Here is a 16861-nt window from a genome sequence, read left to right as displayed (position 1 = left end):
GCTCAGGACACCTTCACGATCGGCAACCGCAACGCGGCTGGAGCTTCCTCCGGCACCGCCGGGTTCTTCGGCTTCGTCGGGTTGATCCGCCTGTAGGGCTGGTCCTGGGCGGGCCGCTGGTCCTGCTCGCCCTTGTTCGGCCACAGCGAGAACGCCCGCTCGGCCTGCGCGGTGATCGTCAGACTCGGGTTCACGCCGAGGTTCGCGCTGATCGCCGAACCGTCCACAACGGACAGTCCGGGGTAGTTGAAGACCCGGTGGTACGGGTCGATCACGCCCTGCCCCTCGGTGGACCCGATCGCGCAGCCGCCGATGAAGTGCGCGGTCAGCGGGATGTTGAACAGCTCGCCCCACGTGCCGCCCGCCATGCCGTCGATGTGCTTGGCAGCCAGCAGGTTCGCCTCGTGACCGGCCGGGATGAACGCCGGGTTGGGCTCGCCGTGACCCTGCCTGCTGGTGAGCTTGCCGCGCTTGAGGAACGTGGTGATGGAGTTGTCCAGGCTCTGCATGACCAGCAGGATCACGGTCCGCTCGCTCCACCGGTGCACGCTCAACAGCCTCAACAGGCGCACCGGGTGCCGGACGGCCTGCTTGACGAACTGCACCCACCGCGGCGTGCTCAGCGCGCCGTCCGTGGCGAGCGTCTGCAGCATGCCCATGGCGTTGCTGCCCTTGCCGTACCGGACGGGCTCGATGTGCGTGATCTCGTCGGGGTGGATCGAGCTGGTGATCGCGACGCCTTGCGTGAAGTCGCTCCGCGGGTCGACGGTGTAGCGCGCGGCCCCGATGATCGACTCGGAGTTGGTGCGGGTCAGCTCGCCGAGCTTGTCCGAGATCTTCGGCAGCGTCGTGGCCTTCGCCTTGTGCAGCAGCTGCTGCGTGCCCCACGTGCCGGCCGCGACGACGACCTGGTCGGCGGTGAAGGTCCTGGTGGCCTTCCCGCCGGTCATCTTCGTCCTGACGGTCCAGCGGCCGTTGACCTCGTCGAGGCGCGTGACCGTGGTCAGCGGGAAGACCTGCGCGCCGAGCTTCTCCGCGAGGTAGAGGTAGTTCTTGACCAGTGTGTTCTTCGCGCCGACCCGGCAGCCGGACATGCAGCTGCCGCACTCGGTGCAGCCGGTGCGCTCGGGCCCGGCGCCGCCGAAGAACGGGTCGGCGGCCTTCTTGCCGGGCTCGCCGAAGTACACGCCGACGGGCGTCGCGTGGTAGCTGTCCTCGACGCCCATGTCCTTCGCGACCTTCTGCATGACGACGTCGCTCGGAGTCGTCGTGGGGTTCGTGACGACCCCCAGCATCCGGCTCGCCTGGTCGTAGAACGGGTCCAGCTCGTCCTGCCAGTCGGTGATGTGCGCCCACTGCCGGTCCTCGTAGAACGGCCGCAGCGGCCGGTACAGCGTGTTCGCGTAGACGAGGCTGCCGCCGCCGACGCCTGCCCCGGCGAGCACCATGACGTTGCGCAGGGTGTGGATGCGCTGGATGCCGAAGCACCTGAGCCGCGGCGCCCACAGGTACCGGCGCAGGTCCCAGCTGGTCTTCGCGAACTCGTCGTCGGCGAACCGCCGCCCCGCCTCGAGGACGGCGACGCGGTAGCCCTTCTCGGTCAGGCGGAGCGCGGCCACGCTTCCGCCGAACCCGGAGCCGACGATGACGACATCGAAGTTACCGGCGAGTTCACCCATGAACCGGAGAGTAGGCGTTACTTCGGGTAACGCCTAGTCCCCTATCGGTTCAGACGAGGTCAGAGGATCAGCGCGTTGATCACCCACACCGTGAACGCCACGGCCAGCGCGGTGACGAGCAGGCCACCGCCGACGAACAGGACCAGCATCTTCCAGCCGATGCCACCGACGCCCTCCCGCTGCTCCTCGGGCACGTCCTCGAACTCCTGGGCTTCGGCGTCCGCGTCGAGCGTGTCCACGTCGCCGTTCTTGCCGTCGCCGAACAAAGCATCCAAATCCACGTTTCATGGACGCACGAGGTGGCCGTTCGGTTGCAAGATCAGGTTTGGGCCCAAGCGGCGTCCGGCAGGGTGAGGTAAACGCCCACGTCAGCGAGGCCCGTTGCCTCGGCGACGGCGGCGCACAGGCCGTCGACGCGGGCCTGGAGGGTGTCCTCGCGGCTCGCGAACCACTTCGACCGGACCTCGACCACCACGTGCATGCCGGTCGAGTCGAACGGGCCGCGCACGCGGAAGCGCAGGTCGACGTCGCCGGGCTGGAGGTTGCCGTCGTAGGGCTCCTCCGGGCACTCGACGGCCACCGACACGGCGTGCGGGAGCATCGCCGCCAGCGTCTCCAGCAGGGCGTGGGGGACGGAGGGCGAGTAGGTGATCTCGACGATCGGCACGAGGTCCAGACAACCAGAAGGGCGCGTCCCCGAGGGGAACGCGCCCTTCACAGCACTCGGGTGTCAGCCGCGGATGGTCAGGCCGACCTTCTGGAACTCCTTGAGGTCGGAGTAGCCGGTCTTGGCCATGGCCCTCTTGAGCGCGCCGAACAGGTTCGTCACGCCGCGCGGGTCCGCGGACGGGCCGAACAGCAGCTGGCGGAGGTCGAGCTCCTGGTCCACGGCCTCGGCGACCAGGCTGCGCGGCACGGACGGGTGCGCGGAGGCCGCCGTCCAGTACAGGCCCTGGCCCGGTGCCTCGGTCGCGGCGGCCAGCGGCTCGCCCAGCATCACGGCGTCGGCACCGCAGGCGATGGACTTCGCCACGTCACCGGAGGTCGAGACGCCGCCGTCGGCGATGACGTGCACGTACCGGCCGCCGGTCTCGTCGAGGTAGTCGCGGCGCGCGGCCGCGGCGTCGGCGATCGCGGTGGCCATCGGCACGCCGATGCCCAGGACCGAGTCGGTGGTCGTGACGCCCGGCGTGTAGCCGTAGCCGACGATCACGCCCGCCGCGCCGGTGCGCATCAGGTGCATGGCCGTGCGGTAGTCACCGACACCGCCGGCGATCACCGGGATGTCGAGGTCGGCGATGAACGACTTCAGGTTCAGCGGCTCGCCGTCGCGCGACACGTGCTCGGCCGAGATGATCGTGCCCTGCACGACCAGGATCTCGACGCCCGCGGCCAGCAGGTCCGGGGTGAGCTCCGCGGCGCGCTGGGGGCTGACGCGGACCGCGACCGTGACGCCCGACTCGCGGATCTGCTTGACCGCCTCGGCGATCAGGTCCATCCGCAGCGGGGCGGCGTGCAGCTCCTGGAGCACCTTCACCGCGGCCGCCGGGTCGTCGCTGTCCTCGGTCGCCTGGACCAGGCGGAACAGCGCCTCGTCGACGTCGCCGTGCCGCGCCCAGAGGCCCTCGGCGTTGAGCACGCCGAGTCCGCCCAGCTCGCCGACCGCGACCGCCGTGCCCGGCGACACGATCGCGTCGGTCGGGTGGGTGATCAGCGGGATGTCGAAGCGGTAGGCATCGATCTGCCACGTCGTGGAGACGTCCTTCGACGACCTCGTCCGACGCGACGGGATGATCTCGATGTCGTCCAGCTCGTAGGCCCGCCTCGCGGTCCGGCCCATGCCGATCTCGACCAGATCGCGCACCTGTGGTTCCTCTCCAAGCTGTTGATCAGGCTTTTAGCAGCCGCGACACCCTAACGGGTGGTGTAGTTCGGGGCCTCGACGGTCATCGTGATGTCGTGCGGGTGGCTCTCCTTCAGGCCCGCCGCGGTGATCCGCACGAGCTGCGCATCCTGCAGCTCGGTGATCGTGCGGGAGCCCGTGTAGCCCATCGCCGCGCGCAGGCCGCCGTTGAGCTGGTGCACGACCTGCGACAACGGACCGCGGAACGGCGTGCGGCCCTCGATGCCCTCCGGCACGAGCTTGTCCTCGTTGAGGACGTCGTCCTGGAAGTAGCGGTCCTTCGAGAACGACTTGTTCTCGCCACGCGACTGCATGGCCGCCAGGGACCCCATGCCGCGGTAGGTCTTGAACTGCTTGCCGTTGACCAGGATCAGGTCGCCGGGCGCCTCCTGGGTGCCGGCGAGCAGCGAGCCGAGCATCACGGCGGACGCGCCGGCCGCGATGGCCTTCGCGATGTCGCCGGAGTACTGGATGCCGCCGTCGCCGATCACCGGCACGCCGGCGGGACGGCAGGCGAGGGAGGCCTCGTAGATCGCGGAGATCTGCGGCACGCCGACACCCGCGACGACGCGCGTGGTGCAGATCGAGCCGGGGCCGACGCCGACCTTCACGCCGTCCGCGCCCGCGTCGATCAGGGCCTGGGCACCGGCGCGCGTCGCGATGTTGCCGCCGACGACGTCCGTCGAGTCGCCGAGCTCCTTCTTGATGCGGGCGACCATCTCCAGCACGCCGCGCGAGTGGCCGTGCGCCGTGTCGACCATCAGCACGTCGACACCGGCCTCGGCGAGCGTCATCGCGCGCACGAACGAGTCCTCGCCCACGCCCACGGCGGCGGCGCAGAGCAGGCGGCCGTCCGGGTCCTTGGTGGCGTTCGGGTACTGCTCGGTCTTGACGAAGTCCTTGACCGTGATCAGGCCCTTGAGCTTGCCGTCGCCGTCGACGATCGGGAGCTTCTCGACCTTGTGGCGGCGCAGCAGGCCCAGCGCGGCCTCCGCCGACACGCCGACCTGCGCGGTGACCAGCGGGCCGTTGGTCATGACCTCGCTGACGCGCTTGCTGTGGTCGAGCTCGAACCGCATGTCGCGGTTGGTGATGATGCCGACCAGCTTGTTGTTCGCGTCGGTGACCGGCACACCGGAGATGCGGTAGCGGGCGCACAACGCGTCGACCTCGGCCAGCGTCGCGTCCGGCGAGCAGGTGACCGGGTCGGTGACCATGCCGGCCTCCGAGCGCTTCACCGTCTCGGCCTGGCGGGCCTGGTCCTCGATCGAGAGGTTGCGGTGCAGCACGCCGATGCCGCCCTGACGCGCCATCGAGATCGCCATCCGGCCCTCGGTGACCGTGTCCATCGCGGCGCTCGCCAGCGGGATCTTGAGGGTGATGTTGCGCGAGATCCTGGTGCTCGTGTCGACGCCGCTCGGGACGACGTCGGACTCGGCCGGCAGCAGGAGCACGTCGTCGAAGGTCAGTCCCAGCATGGCGAACTTGCCCGGGACTCCGTCAGCGTTGAGCTCGCTGGTCATAGCGGGTGACATGCCTTCCGTCGTGCGGTCTGCTTCCCGACTGCGCCGGAGACCTGCCGGTCCGGTTTGCGCAGGCGGAGGCGGTGCTGCCCATGGTATCTGGACGGCTGAGGGGGTACGGCGGGTACCGTGCGGGGTCGTGCCGCACGACGCGTTGCCACCAGACCCCTTCGAGGGCGACCCCGAGGACCCCTCGCTCACCCTCGGCGAGCCGGACCACGACCATCCCCCGATGGACGACGACGAACGAGCCGAGCTGGTCAGCGACCTGAGCGACCTCGCCGTCTACCAGGCGCTGCTCGAACACAGAGGCGTGCGCGGGGTCGTCGTCGACTGCGGCGAGTGCGAGGAACCGCACTACCACGACTGGGCGTTGTTGCGAGCCTCACTCGAACAGCTGCTGGCCGACGGGCGGATGCGCCCGCACGAGCCCGCCTTCGACCCCGACCCCGGCTCGTACGTGAGCTGGGAGTACTGCCGGGGGTACGCGGACGGCGTGACCGCGACCGAGTCCGCGCGCTGAGGCTGAAGTCACCGAGTGATCTGGGACGCGTCCATCCGCACATCTCGCCGGATCCGCAACCCGAGCGGTCACATTCCACCTGACGTGTGAACACCCGGACGTGTGAACGGCCCCTGACCTCGAAGGATCAGGGGCCGTTCACACCGCGTCTCAACTGGGCGGCTCGCCCGGGGTCAGTTCGACCCGGTCTCGCCCGTCGCCTCGCTGTTCGTCACCGTGGAGCCGGAGGCCGGCGCGTTGGGATCAGCGGGCGGCGGAGGCGGCGGCGTCTCCTCGGTGGCGTTCGAGGTCGGCGGCGGAGGCGTCTCCGACGGGGTCGTGGTCGGAGGCGGCGGCGTGGTCGTCGTCGTCGGCTTCGGCCGCTTGGTCGTCGACGGCGTCGAGGACTGCGTCGACGGCTCCATCTCCGGCGTCGTCGTCTCCGACGTCTCCGGTGACGAGGTGTCGAGCTGCTTCTCCAGCTCCTTGTGCTGCTCCTCGAGCTTCGCCTTGCCGTCCGCCGTCGCGACGGAACCCAGGCCGGCCTGCACCCTGTCGAGCTTCTCGCGGGCCTCGGTCACCTTGCCCTCGCGCAACGCGAGGCGCGCCGACTCCAGGTCGGTGTTGATGACGGCCGCCGCCTCGATCGACTTGGCGTGCTCGGAGTAGAGCACCCGCGTCAGGCCCCAGAGCGTGTCACCCGGCTGGGCGTCGCGCGCCACGAGGCTCACGCCGGTGAAGGCGATGGCCAGCACCGCGGCGGCGCTCGCGAGCGGGATCAGGAAGCGGTGCCTGCTCACCGGCTGCGGACGGGCGGCCTGGATGGTCGCGATGGCGGTGTCGGTGTCGACGAGCTCGCCGAACGGCTCCGTCTCCACCTCGGTGCGCCACGCGAGCAGCATCGCGTTCAGCTCGTCCTCGACCAGCGAACCCGCCGCGTCCGGCGTCGCGGACCCCAGTGCGTCCAAAAGCTTGTCATCGGCCTGCACGGCCGAAAGGTCGTCGGCGACGGGCTCGTGCGGGGCTCTGTCGTCCTGTCCGCGCACTTCCTCGTCGTCCTTTCCGTTTTCGTCGGCCACTCAGACCACCTCCTCCGCTGCCAGCGACTTGCGGAGCCGGGCCAATGCGCGGTGTTGCGCCACCCGGACCGCACCCGGCGTCGAACCGACCGCCTCGGCAGTTTCCTCGGCGGAGAGTCCGACCACCACCCTCAACAGCAGGATCTCCCGCTGCTTCTCCGGCAGGACGCGCAACAGCACCGCCATCCGGTCGGAGAGTTCTCCCTGCATCGCCCGTTGCTCGGGACCAGCCTCGGTCTCCGGCGCGTCGGGAACTTCGGGGACGGGCTCGGAGCGGTTCCTGGCTGCGGACCGGTGTGCGTCGGCTACCTTGTGCGCCGCGATCCCGTAGACGAACGCGAGGAAGGGCCGACCCTGGTCGCGGTAGCTGGGCAATGCCGTGAGCACCGCGAGACACACCTCCTGGGCCACATCGTCCGCCGAAGCGAAGCTCCGCTCCTGCCTGCCAACTCTGGCGCGGCAGTACCGCACCACGAGAGGACGTATGGAGGCCAGCAGGCGCTCGATCGCCCGGCGGTCGCCGTCGACGGCCGCGCCCACTTCGGCGTCCAGTCCGTCCCCCAAGTTGGTCATCGCAGACAACAGCCCTGGTGTTACTTGTTGGCGTACCGACATGAAACAACACGAGTCACTCACAGCGACCCGTTTCCGCCACCTCACCGTACCGGCATTCGGCCCCGTCGTTCACCGGCGGGGGTGCGGACACCCCGAGTGACCAGCCGACACGCCGAACGGACTCAGCCCGGCGACGACGTCACCGGGCTGGGCGATCTCACACACACCTGTGCGGACAGGTGAGCCGGCTCACGCACCGGCCCCGCTCCCCCACGTGCGGCACGTGGGAACGCGGGGCCGGTGCGGTGAGTGCGACTACTGGACGAGGCCTCGCCGGAAGCCGTGCGCCACCGCCTGAGCGCGGTCGCGGACACCGAGCTTGCGGAAGAGACGACGCGCGTGCGTCTTCACCGTGTCCTCCGACAGGTAGAGCTCGCGGCCGATCTGGCCGTTGCTCTTGCCCTGGCTCATGCCCCGCAGCACTTGGAGCTCACGCTCCGTGAGCTGCACGCCGGGGTCGGAGGGCTGACGCGGCGCCGGCACGGAGGTGCTGGCGAGCGTGTGCGCGAGAGCTGCCACGAGCTCGGGACGCGACGCGTCCCACCTCAGGTAGCCGCGCGCACCGCCGGCGATCGCCGCGGCGATGCTCCCGGCGTCGTCGGGTGCTCCGAAGACGATGACGTTTGCCTGCGGATTCGCGGAGACGAGCCGACGGGTGGCTTCCACCCCGGTCGGGACGGCGCGCTGGGTTCCCACCAGGACGACGTCGACCGGCTGCCTTGAAAAGCGAGCCAACAACTCGTCACCGTGCGCTACGCAGTCGATGCGGCTAACCCCGGGGACAGCCGACATCACGCGGGTGAGACCCTCCCGCACACTGCGCCGGTCGTCGCAAATAAGGACCGTGGTCACGGGGACTCCTTTCCTGCAGCCGAGTGACGTTCCATCTCCCCTATCGGACGCTGGAGGCCGGACCTTGACACGATCCGGTGCTTAATCCGTCAAGAAGTTCATCTGAGGGTCTGCGTTCGGGGGTTCCCCGGAACGGAGCAGCCACGTCGGCATCCACACCGAGTCGAGGGCGATCCGGCGGCTGACGGGATCGGCTCTCCGCAACACGCAGCTCAGAGCCTCGCGGGCCTGTTCCAGAACGTGGGCGCCGGTCGCGGGGGCGGTTCCCGCCAGCACGAGAGCGCTCGGCCAAACCAACGGATGGAGCGCTTTCCGCGCACTGTGATTTAGCTCACACTCGACTAGTTCAGCGCCTCTGGTGGAGCCGTCAGGTGTCCCCCGGACGACCAACGAGGTCCCCAGGACGAGCGCCGACTTGAGCTCGTGGCGCAGCGCCTTCCTGCCCTTCGCCACCTCGTGCGCCTCCTCGGCGGGGGCGACGGCGGCATGCGCCCGGTCCGACGCCAGCTCCACCTCGGCGGTCACCCAGCCCCGCCGGACCCTGCTCCGCCACGACGTCGCCTCGACCCCGGCGAGCAGCCGGCGCGCCTCGGCCAGGCGTCCGGCGCCGAGCGAGTCGGCGGCCAGACCGAGCAGGGCGTCCGCACGGGCACCCTTCGCGTCGATCCCGTCGGGGTCGCCTCCGCCGGCCGCCGGAACGCGCGCGAGGGCGGCGCCGTCGAGACCGCGGGCGAGGTGGTGCGCACCCAGCTGGCGGTGGTGGGAGGCGCGGGTGGAGAGGGCGAGGGAGGCGATCACGGGATCGGGGTCGTGGCGCAGGGCGTCGAGCACGGTCGCCGCGGCGGCGTAGTGGCCCTGCCCGCCGAGGACGACGGCGGCGAGCCAGCGGACCCGCGAGTCCGGGGAGGCCGGCGCGGACCGGACGGGGAGGTCGGGTGAGTCGCCGAAGGCGGCGCGGCGCAGCTCCTCTTCCACCGGGGAAGTCTGTCAGGTGACCGCGGCCTCGACGGCCTCGACGGCGGCGGCCAGGTCCTCGACGCGTTCGGCCGGCGCGGTGACCACGCCTCGCCGCCAGCCCGGCCCGCCCACGAACACCCGCACCTGCTGACGGGTGCGCGGCAGCGCGGCGATCACCCCCGGATCGGCGTACCGCGGCAGCTGCGCCCACAGCACCACCGCGGAGGGAGCGGTGCGGCGCACGGCGGCGGCCAGCGCGTCCGCCGGCAACGCCGCGCCCAGTTGGCGGACGACGACGCCGCGCTGCGCCAGTTCCGCGGCCAGCGGGTAGAGCGGGAGGTTGTGCCGCTCCTCCGGCATGCACGCGAGCAGCACGGGCCGGTGGTTGCGGCCGTGCGTGACGAGCGGCGTCGCGCGCACGAACGCGGCGAGCAGGCACTCGTCGAGCAGGTGCTCGACCTCGACGCCGGTTCCGGACAGCTGCCACTTCGCCGCCACGGCGGTGAGGACCGGGCGCACGACGTCGTTCCACGTCGCGATCACACCGTCGGACGCGAGCGAGTCGGCGAGCATCCCCTGGACGGCGATGGAGTCCATCGCGACCGCCGCCCTGCCGAGACCGCGCGCCATCGGGGACGCGCCCGGCATTTTCAATCCGCGTCCACCGCCACCCGATGGGATGACAGGTTCGTCTCCGCGGGCCGCCGACGATTTCGAGTCGAGCGCGAAACGGGCCGCCTCCGCGGAGGACGCGCCACGAAGAAGCGCGCGTTGCATCAATTCCAGCCGCGCGACGTCACGCGGCCCGTATTTCCGGTGGCGGCCGACGGTGTGGCCGCTCGGACCGAGCCCGTAGCGGCGGTCCCACGTGCGCAGCGTCGCAGGTGCCACCCCGAGCCGCCTGGCCACCGCGGCCACCGTCAGGAGGGGCTCACCAGTGTGACCACCGGCAGGTCTGCGCTCCGGCTGAGTCATCACGGGAGCCATCGTCCGTTCACCTCATCCGGGTGGCAACTCCGGGCGGTGAGTGATCGAACACGCGTGCCGTCACCCATCAGTTGATAAGGGTCTTCAGCCTCTTGAACAAGTTTTGACTCGGTTCTACGGTGGATCATCGTTAAGCCGAATGGAGCAGTCGTCACGGAGGCGGTCTCGATGGCGGACACCCGAAGGCTCCCCGGTCCCAACGCAGATCTGTGGGACTGGCAGATGCGCGGTTCGTGCCGGGGCATGGACAGCGCGTTCTTCTTCCACCCCGACGGCGAGCGGGGTCCGGCGAGAGCCCGGCGGGAAGCTCGCGCCAAGGCCGTGTGCCTCGCCTGCCCCGTGCTGGAGATGTGCCGCAAACACGCCCTGGCCGTGCAGGAACCGTACGGGATCTGGGGTGGGCTCTCGGAATCGGAGCGCGACCACATCATCAAGGCGAGAAAACGCCAACTGGCGATCGTGTGAAGCGAAACGGGCGGCACCCGAAGGTGTCGCCCGTTTCGTTCGATCTCAAAAGCCGTGAGTTCGCGTGGAACTCATAGCCAAGCCCGAGCATCGCGAGTTCGCGCCCGGCGAACTCGCCGTCCCGCCGGAGGCGGGACAGAAAACTCAGTGGCCGTGCCCGTGACCGTGGCCGTGACCGGCCGCAGCGCTGGTGGGCTCTTCCGCCTTCTTCTCGACGACGGCGCTCTCGGTCGTGAGCACCATGCGCGCGATCGAGGCGGCGTTCGCCACCGCGGAGCGCGTGACCTTGACCGGGTCGATGATGCCCTGCTCCAGCAGGTCGCCGTACTCGAGCGAGGCGGCGTTGATGCCGAAGCCCCAGTCGCCCTCGCGGACCTTGTTCACCACGACCGCGCCCTCGAGGCCCGAGTTCGCGGCGATCCAGAACAGCGGCGCGGTCAGGGCCTTCGCGACGAGCGCGACACCCGTGGCCTCGTCACCGGTCAGGTCCAGGCCGCCGTCCAGCACCTTGGAGGCGTGGACCAGCGCGGAACCACCGCCGGGGACGATGCCCTCCTCGACCGCGGCCTTGGTGGCGGCGACCGCGTCCTCGATGCGGTGCTTGCGCTCCTTGAGCTCGGTCTCGGTGGCGGCGCCGACCTTGATCACGGCGATGCCGCCGGAGAGCTTCGCGAGGCGCTCCTGGAGCTTCTCGCGGTCCCAGTCGGAGTCCGTGTTCTCGATCTCGCGGCGCAGCTGCTCCGCGCGGCCGGCGATGTCGGCCTTGGTGCCGCCGCCGTCCACGATCGTGGTGTCGTCCTTGGTCACGACGACGCGGCGGGCGGAGCCCAGCTGGTCGAGCGTGGTCTCGGACAGCTTCAGGCCGATCTCCGAGGAGACCACCTCGCCACCGGTGACGACCGCGAGGTCGTCCAGGAACGCCTTGCGGCGGTCGCCGAAGAACGGCGCCTTCACGGCGACGACCTTCAGGGTCTTGCGGACGGCGTTGACCACCAGGGTGGACAGGGCCTCGCCCTCGACGTCCTCGGCGACGATCAGCAGCGGCTTGCCGGACTCCGCGACCTTCTCGAGGATCGGGAGGACGTCGGCCAGCGCCGAGATCTTCTCGCGGTGCAGCAGGATGCGGACGTCCTCGTAGACGGCCTCCTGCGCTTCGAGGTCGGTCGAGAAGTGCGTCGACACGTAGCCCTTGTCGAACTGCACGCCCTCGGTGATCGCGAGCTCGGTCGCGAGCGTGGAGGACTCCTCGACGGTGATGACACCGTCCTCGCCGACACGCTCGATGGCCTCGCCGAGCAGGGAGCCGATGGACTCGTCGCGCGACGAGACCGTGCCGACCTGCGCGATGTTCTCGCGGCCCTTGACCGGGGTGGCCTTGCTCTTGAGCGCGTCCACGACGGCGTCGGCGGCGGCCTGGATGCCCCGGCCGAGCGCGGTCGGGTTCGCACCGGCGGCGATGTTGCGCAGGCCTTCCTTGACCAGCGCCTGCGCCAGCACGGTGGCGGTGGTGGTGCCGTCACCGGCGACGTCGTTGGTCTTGGTGGCGACCGACTTGGCGAGCTGCGCGCCGAGGTTCTCGAACGCGTCGTCCAGCTCGATCTCGCGGGCGATCGTCACACCGTCGTTGGTGACCGTCGGGCCACCGAACTTCTTGTCGAGCACGACGTGGCGGCCGCGCGGGCCAAGGGTGACCTTGACCGTGTCGGCGAGCTTGTTGACGCCGCGCTCGAGCGCCCGACGAGCGTCCTCGTCGAAGCTGATCTGCTTGGGCATTTACCTCAAAGCCTCTCTGGTAGCGAAACGCCCCGGAAGCCCCGGATGGGGCGCCGGGGCGTCAGGCATGACAGCCGGGCGTCGACTAGTTGACGACGGCCAGCACGTCGCGAGCGGAGAGGATCAAGTACTCCTCGCCGTTGTACTTGACCTCGGTGCCGCCGTACTTCGAGTAGATGACGACGTCGCCGACAGCGACGTCCAGCGGGACGCGGTTGCCCTTGTCGTCGATGCGGCCGGGGCCCACCGCGAGGACCTTGCCCTCCTGGGGCTTCTCCTTCGCGGTGTCCGGGATCACGAGGCCGGAGGCAGTGGTCGTCTCGGCCTCGGAGGCCTGAACGACGATCTTGTCCTCGAGCGGCTTGATGTTCACGCTCACCGGGATGACCTCCACGGGTCGTTGGCAGGTTCGAATTAACGGCTCCTGCCACCCCGCCGTCGCGGGGGTCGGGGCGGTGCTGGTGCCGTGCAGTTGGCACTCTACCCACGAGAGTGCCAAGCCTTCAACGAGACCCCCGAACCGATCACCATCCGGGAGCCGTATTCAGGGCATGTCCCCGTTGACGCGCCGAACTCTGCTGCTCGCGGGCGTGGCCGGAGTCACAGCGCTCTCCGCCGCCGCGTCGGCCCGGCCGACCGACCCTTTCACACTCGGTGTGGCCTCGGGCGACCCGGCACCCGACGGGGTGGTCCTGTGGACCCGGCTGGCCTTCGACCCGCTCGCCGACGACGGTCTGGGCGGCATGCCGTCCCGCGCGGTCGAGGTCGGGTGGGAGGTCGCCCACGACGAACGGTTCACCCGAATAGCGCAACGCGGGTCGACCACCGCTCGACCGGAGGAGGCGCACGCCGTCCACGTCGAGCTCGTGGGGCTGGAGCCCGGCCGCGAGTACTTCTACCGGTTCAGGGCCCTCAACCACCTGTCCAGGACGGGCCGCACGCGCACCACGCCGGAACCGGCCGCGCTGCGGGTGCCGCTGACGATGGCCTTCGCGTCCTGCGCGCAGTACGAGCACGGCTACTTCACGGCCTATCGCAGGCTCGCCGAGGACGAACCCGACCTGGTGCTGCACCTCGGCGACTACACCTACGAGTACGAGAGCGGCATCCACGTCGCCCCGAGCGGCAACGTCCGCCACGTCGAGGGCCCGACCACCACGACGCTCGCCGGGTACCGCCGGCGGCAGGCCCAGTACAAGACCGATCCGGACCTCCAGGAAGCACACGCCGTGGCGCCGTGGGCGGTCATCTGGGACGACCACGAGATCGACAACAACTGGGCGGGCCTGCTGCCGGACAAGCCGCAGCCGGACTTCCCCGCGCGCAGGGCCGCGGCGATCAGGGCGTACTACGAGAACATGCCCCTGCGCAGGTCACCACGGCTGTACCGGCGAATCGGGTGGGGTTCGCTCGCGACGTTCCACATGCTCGACACCCGCCAGTACCGGACCGACCAGGCGTGCGGGGACGGGCTGCAGCTGTGCCCCGAACGGCTGGAGCCCGAGCGCACGATGCTCGGCGCCGCGCAGGAGGAGTGGCTGTTCGACGGGTTCCGGTCGTCGTCGGCGAGGTGGGACGTGCTCGGCCAGCAGGTGTTCTTCTCGCAGTACGACTACATCCCCGGCGAGGTCGACAAGTTCCTGCTGGACGCCTGGGACGGCTACGTCGCCGACCGCGACCGGGTGGTGGCGGGGTTCGCCTCGGTGCGCAACCCGGTGGTGCTGACCGGCGACGTGCACGCGGCGTGGGGCGCGGAGGTCAAGGAACGCTGGGACGACCCGTCGTCGAGGACCCTCGCGACCGAGCTGGTGACGACGTCGATCACGGCCGGTGGCGACGGCTCGGAGGAGTACCCCGAGACGCCGCTGTGGCTGGCGGAGAACCCGCACGTGAAGTACTTCAACAACCGGCGCGGGTACGCGGTCTCGCGGTTCACGCCGGACGAGCTGCGCACGGACTTCCGCGGCCTGGACTACGTGACCAGGCCGGGGTCGCCCGTGGGCACCAGGGGGTCGTTCGCGGTGGAGGACCGCAGACCGGGCCTCCACCGGCTCTGATCAGAAGATCTGCACGGTCCCGACCGGCAGGCCCGGCACGGTCGAGATGTCCATCGGGGACGGCTTGGCACCCGCCGCGACCAGGTGGGCGCCGAGCGCCGCGATCATCGCGCCGTTGTCGGTGCACAGCCGGGGCCGCGGCACGCGCAGCTCGATGCCCGCCTCGGCGCAGCGCTCGGCGGCCAGGCCGCTCAGGCGCGAGTTCGCCGCGACGCCACCGGAGATGACCAGCGTGCCGACGTCGAGGTCCTTCGCGGCGCGGATGGCCTTGGCGGTCAGCACGTCCGCGACGGCCTCCTGGAACGACGCGGCGACGTCGGCCAGCGGGATCTCCTCCCCTGCCTGCTCGGCGCGTTCGACCCAGCGGGCGACCGAGGTCTTCAGGCCGGAGAACGAGAAGTCGTACTTCGCGTCGCGCGGGCCCGTCAGGCCGCGCGGGAACGCGATCGCGCAGCCGTTGCCCTGCTTGGCGAGCTTGTCGATGGGCGGGCCGCCGGGGTAGGGCAGGTCGAGCAGCCGCGCGACCTTGTCGTAAGCCTCGCCGGCCGCGTCGTCGACGGTGGAGCCGATCTCGGTGATCGAGTTCGCGAGGCCGCCCTCGACCAGCAGCAGCTGCGAGTGGCCGCCGGAGACCAGCAGCGCGAGGCAGCGCTGCGGCAACGGGCCGTGCTGGAGCGTGTCGGCGGCGACGTGGCCGGCGAGGTGGTTCACGCCGTAGAACGGCTTGCCGAGGGCGGCCGCGTACGCCTTCGCGGCGGACACGCCGACCAGCAGCGCGCCGGCGAGACCCGGTCCCGCGGTGACGGCGATGGAGTGGATCTCGGAGAGCTCGACCTTCGCGGTGTCGAGCGCGCGGCGCAGGGTCGGCACCAGGGCCTCGAGGTGGGCGCGCGAGGCGACCTCCGGCACGACGCCGCCGAAGCGGGCGTGCTCCTCGACGCTGGAGGCGACCTCGTCGGCGAGCAGTTCGAGCGAGCCGTCCGGACCGAGGCGGACGATGCCGAAGCCCGTCTCGTCGCACGAGCTCTCGATGCCGAGGATCAGGCGATCAGACACTTTGCGCAGGCCTTCCCATCGTGTACGCGTCGGCACCCGACGGCTGGTAGTAGCGGCGGCGCAGGCCGAGGTGTTCGAAGCCGTGCGCCAGGTACATCGCGATCGCGGGCTCGTTGTCCGTGCGGACCTCGAGGTAGACCGGGACGCGGATCGCGTCGACGCGCTCCAGCAGCCCGCGCAGCAGCGTCTTGCCGACGCCCCTGCCCTGCCAGTGCCCGATGACCGCGATCGTGTGGACGCTCGCCTCGTACGGGCTGGCGGCGAGCCCGGCGTAGCCGATGAGCTCGTCGTCGGCGTACGCGCCGAGGTAGTAGTGGCCGTTGTCCAGCTCGCTGTGGAACGCGTTCTCGCTCCACGGGTCGTCGCCGGGGAACAGCGCCAGCTCGATCTCGCGGCACCTGGGCACGTCGGCGTGCTGCAGAGGCCCGATCGTGACGGTGCCGGTGGTCATGCCCTGGTCACCCGCTTGCGCCCGGTGGGCTCCACGGCGTCGGGCCGGCGCAGGTAGAGCGGGGTGAGCGCGGCGGGGCGGGCCTTCGCGAGCACCTCGGCGGCCGCGGCGGCGACCAGGCCCTCCGGGCTCGGGTGCTTCACGCCGAAGACCTCGAGGCCCAGCACGTCGGAGTAGATCTCGGCGCCCTCACCGGTCGCCTGGTGCACGCCCATCGAGGGCAGCTTCTCGGCGAGGTCCTGCGGCCGCTCGACGTGCGGGCCGTCCGTGCGGCGGCCGGCGGCGTCGTAGGCGGCCCAGTAGACCTCCCTGCGCCGCGCGTCGGTCGCGACGAGCAGCGGGTGGCCGCTGGCGGCGTCCCTGGCGATCGCGTCGGTCGTGGCGACCGGGTAGACCGGGCGGTTGAGCGCCTGGCCGAGCGCGGCGGCGGTGGCGAGGCCGACCCGCAGGCCGGTGAACGGGCCGGGGCCCGCGCCCACGACGATCGCGTCGAGGTCGGCGAAGGTCTTGCCGGCTTCGGCGAGCGAGTCGCTGATGTGCGGGGTGAGCAGCTCGCCGTGCGCCTTGGCGTTGAGCGTCACCCGCTTCGCGAGCAGGCGCGGCGGGGAGTCGGGCGCGAGTTCGACCACACCGGCGGTGACTGCGGGGGTGGCCGTGTCGACGGCGAGCACTAGCACGGTTGTCCAGGGTAGTACCAGGCCGCGCGGGTCAGCCGCTGGCCCGGGCGGTTCCCGCGGGCGAAGCGCCGGAACCACCCGGCCGGGTGGACAGCCGCGGGGATGACCGAAGGGCTCGTCCGGTCATCCCCACGACGTTCTTCGGGGCCAGGAGCCCGACCCGGTGCGAGTTCGCGCTCGTGCGAGTTCGCGCCGGTCGTCCGGTCACCCGCTCACGCCGGAATCGGCGAAGCCCATTCCGGCGTGAGCGAGTCGGCCGGACGACCGGCTTCCCGGCGAACTCGC

The 16861-nt window shown here is 70.8% G+C and carries 18 protein-coding genes; 3 read left to right on the top strand and 15 right to left on the bottom strand.

Annotated elements, in window-relative coordinates:
* Positions 1-2 precede the first annotated feature (2 nt).
* The 5 genes from VF330_RS35790 to guaB all read right to left on the bottom strand — a co-directional run bounded on the left by VF330_RS35790 (position 3) and on the right by guaB (position 5105).
* Positions 3-1679, bottom strand: coding sequence for a GMC family oxidoreductase (locus VF330_RS35790; RefSeq protein WP_330856167.1), 1677 nt, complete (start codon positions 1677-1679; stop codon positions 3-5).
* A 59-nt stretch (positions 1680-1738) separates the two neighbouring features.
* Positions 1739-1960 (bottom strand): hypothetical protein, encoded by a 222-nt coding sequence (locus VF330_RS35785; RefSeq protein WP_330856166.1) that lies wholly within the window; start codon positions 1958-1960, stop codon positions 1739-1741.
* Positions 1961-1998: 38 nt separating this feature from the next.
* Positions 1999-2346: a hypothetical protein gene (locus VF330_RS35780; protein ID WP_330856165.1), complete on the bottom strand. Its 348-nt coding sequence runs from the start codon at positions 2344-2346 to the stop codon at positions 1999-2001.
* A gap of 63 nt (positions 2347-2409) precedes the next feature.
* Positions 2410-3543, bottom strand: coding sequence for a GuaB3 family IMP dehydrogenase-related protein (locus VF330_RS35775; RefSeq protein ID WP_330856164.1), 1134 nt, complete (start codon positions 3541-3543; stop codon positions 2410-2412).
* Positions 3544-3593: 50 nt separating this feature from the next.
* Positions 3594-5105 carry an IMP dehydrogenase gene (gene guaB / locus VF330_RS35770; protein WP_330856163.1) on the bottom strand — a complete coding sequence of 504 codons (1512 nt, stop codon included), beginning with the start codon at positions 5103-5105 and terminating at the stop codon, positions 3594-3596.
* A 139-nt stretch (positions 5106-5244) separates the two neighbouring features.
* On the opposite strand from guaB, the gene VF330_RS35765 reads away from it, so the two are divergent.
* A complete protein-coding gene (locus VF330_RS35765) occupies positions 5245-5628 on the top strand; it encodes a DUF5319 domain-containing protein (protein ID WP_330856162.1) in 384 nt (127 codons plus the stop codon).
* A gap of 173 nt (positions 5629-5801) precedes the next feature.
* On the opposite strand, the gene VF330_RS35760 is transcribed toward VF330_RS35765, so the two are convergent.
* The 5 genes from VF330_RS35760 to VF330_RS35740 form a co-directional block, all read right to left on the bottom strand.
* Positions 5802-6686, bottom strand: a complete 885-nt coding sequence (locus tag VF330_RS35760; RefSeq protein WP_330856161.1) for an anti-sigma-D factor RsdA — start codon at positions 6684-6686, stop codon at positions 5802-5804.
* Positions 6687-7259: a sigma-70 family RNA polymerase sigma factor gene (locus VF330_RS35755; protein WP_330856190.1), complete on the bottom strand. Its 573-nt coding sequence runs from the start codon at positions 7257-7259 to the stop codon at positions 6687-6689. It abuts the gene before it with no gap.
* A 297-nt stretch (positions 7260-7556) separates the two neighbouring features.
* Positions 7557-8153: a response regulator transcription factor gene (locus VF330_RS35750; RefSeq protein WP_030471988.1), complete on the bottom strand. Its 597-nt coding sequence runs from the start codon at positions 8151-8153 to the stop codon at positions 7557-7559.
* An 81-nt stretch (positions 8154-8234) separates the two neighbouring features.
* Positions 8235-9128, bottom strand: a complete 894-nt coding sequence (locus tag VF330_RS35745; protein ID WP_330856160.1) for a hypothetical protein — start codon at positions 9126-9128, stop codon at positions 8235-8237.
* Positions 9129-9140: 12 nt separating this feature from the next.
* Entirely contained in the window at positions 9141-10085 is a 945-nt protein-coding gene (locus VF330_RS35740) for a MerR family transcriptional regulator (protein WP_414675532.1), read from the bottom strand.
* Between the two features lie 180 nt (positions 10086-10265).
* Here VF330_RS35740 and VF330_RS35730 point away from each other — a divergent pair, with 180 nt between their 5' ends.
* Positions 10266-10562 (top strand): WhiB family transcriptional regulator, encoded by a 297-nt coding sequence (locus VF330_RS35730; RefSeq protein WP_089915132.1) that lies wholly within the window; start codon positions 10266-10268, stop codon positions 10560-10562.
* Positions 10563-10706: 144 nt separating this feature from the next.
* On the opposite strand, the gene groL is transcribed toward VF330_RS35730, so the two are convergent.
* Together groL and groES are read right to left on the bottom strand one after the other, a co-directional pair.
* Positions 10707-12335: a chaperonin GroEL gene (gene groL / locus VF330_RS35725; protein WP_330856159.1), complete on the bottom strand. Its 1629-nt coding sequence runs from the start codon at positions 12333-12335 to the stop codon at positions 10707-10709.
* 85 nt (positions 12336-12420) lie between these two features.
* Positions 12421-12714 (bottom strand): co-chaperone GroES, encoded by a 294-nt coding sequence (groES, locus tag VF330_RS35720; RefSeq protein ID WP_030478362.1) that lies wholly within the window; start codon positions 12712-12714, stop codon positions 12421-12423.
* A gap of 172 nt (positions 12715-12886) precedes the next feature.
* On the opposite strand from groES, the gene VF330_RS35715 reads away from it, so the two are divergent.
* The gene (locus VF330_RS35715) at positions 12887-14392 is read left to right on the top strand and encodes an alkaline phosphatase D family protein (RefSeq protein ID WP_330856158.1); all 1506 of its coding nucleotides are present in this window, start codon (positions 12887-12889) and stop codon (positions 14390-14392) included.
* Here the strand turns inward: VF330_RS35715 and tsaD are convergent, their stop codons facing one another.
* The 3 genes from tsaD to tsaB are packed head-to-tail and all read right to left on the bottom strand — an operon-like array spanning position 14393 to position 16576.
* A complete protein-coding gene (gene tsaD, locus VF330_RS35710) occupies positions 14393-15448 on the bottom strand; it encodes a tRNA (adenosine(37)-N6)-threonylcarbamoyltransferase complex transferase subunit TsaD (protein WP_330856157.1) in 1056 nt (351 codons plus the stop codon). It lies immediately after the preceding gene.
* Entirely contained in the window at positions 15441-15899 is a 459-nt protein-coding gene (gene rimI / locus VF330_RS35705; RefSeq protein ID WP_330856156.1) for a ribosomal protein S18-alanine N-acetyltransferase, read from the bottom strand. The genes tsaD and rimI overlap by 8 nt, the downstream gene beginning before the upstream one ends.
* On the bottom strand, positions 15896-16576 hold the full coding sequence (gene tsaB, locus VF330_RS35700) for a tRNA (adenosine(37)-N6)-threonylcarbamoyltransferase complex dimerization subunit type 1 TsaB (RefSeq protein WP_330856155.1): 681 nt from the start codon (positions 16574-16576) through the stop codon (positions 15896-15898). Before tsaB ends, rimI begins: the two co-directional genes overlap by 4 nt.
* Positions 16577-16861: the final 285 nt, after the last annotated feature.

The sequence above is a fragment of the Lentzea sp. genome, from assembly GCF_036380075.1.
Lineage (GTDB): Bacteria > Actinomycetota > Actinomycetes > Mycobacteriales > Pseudonocardiaceae > Lentzea.
This window is presented reverse-complemented; position numbering and strand designations above follow the sequence as displayed.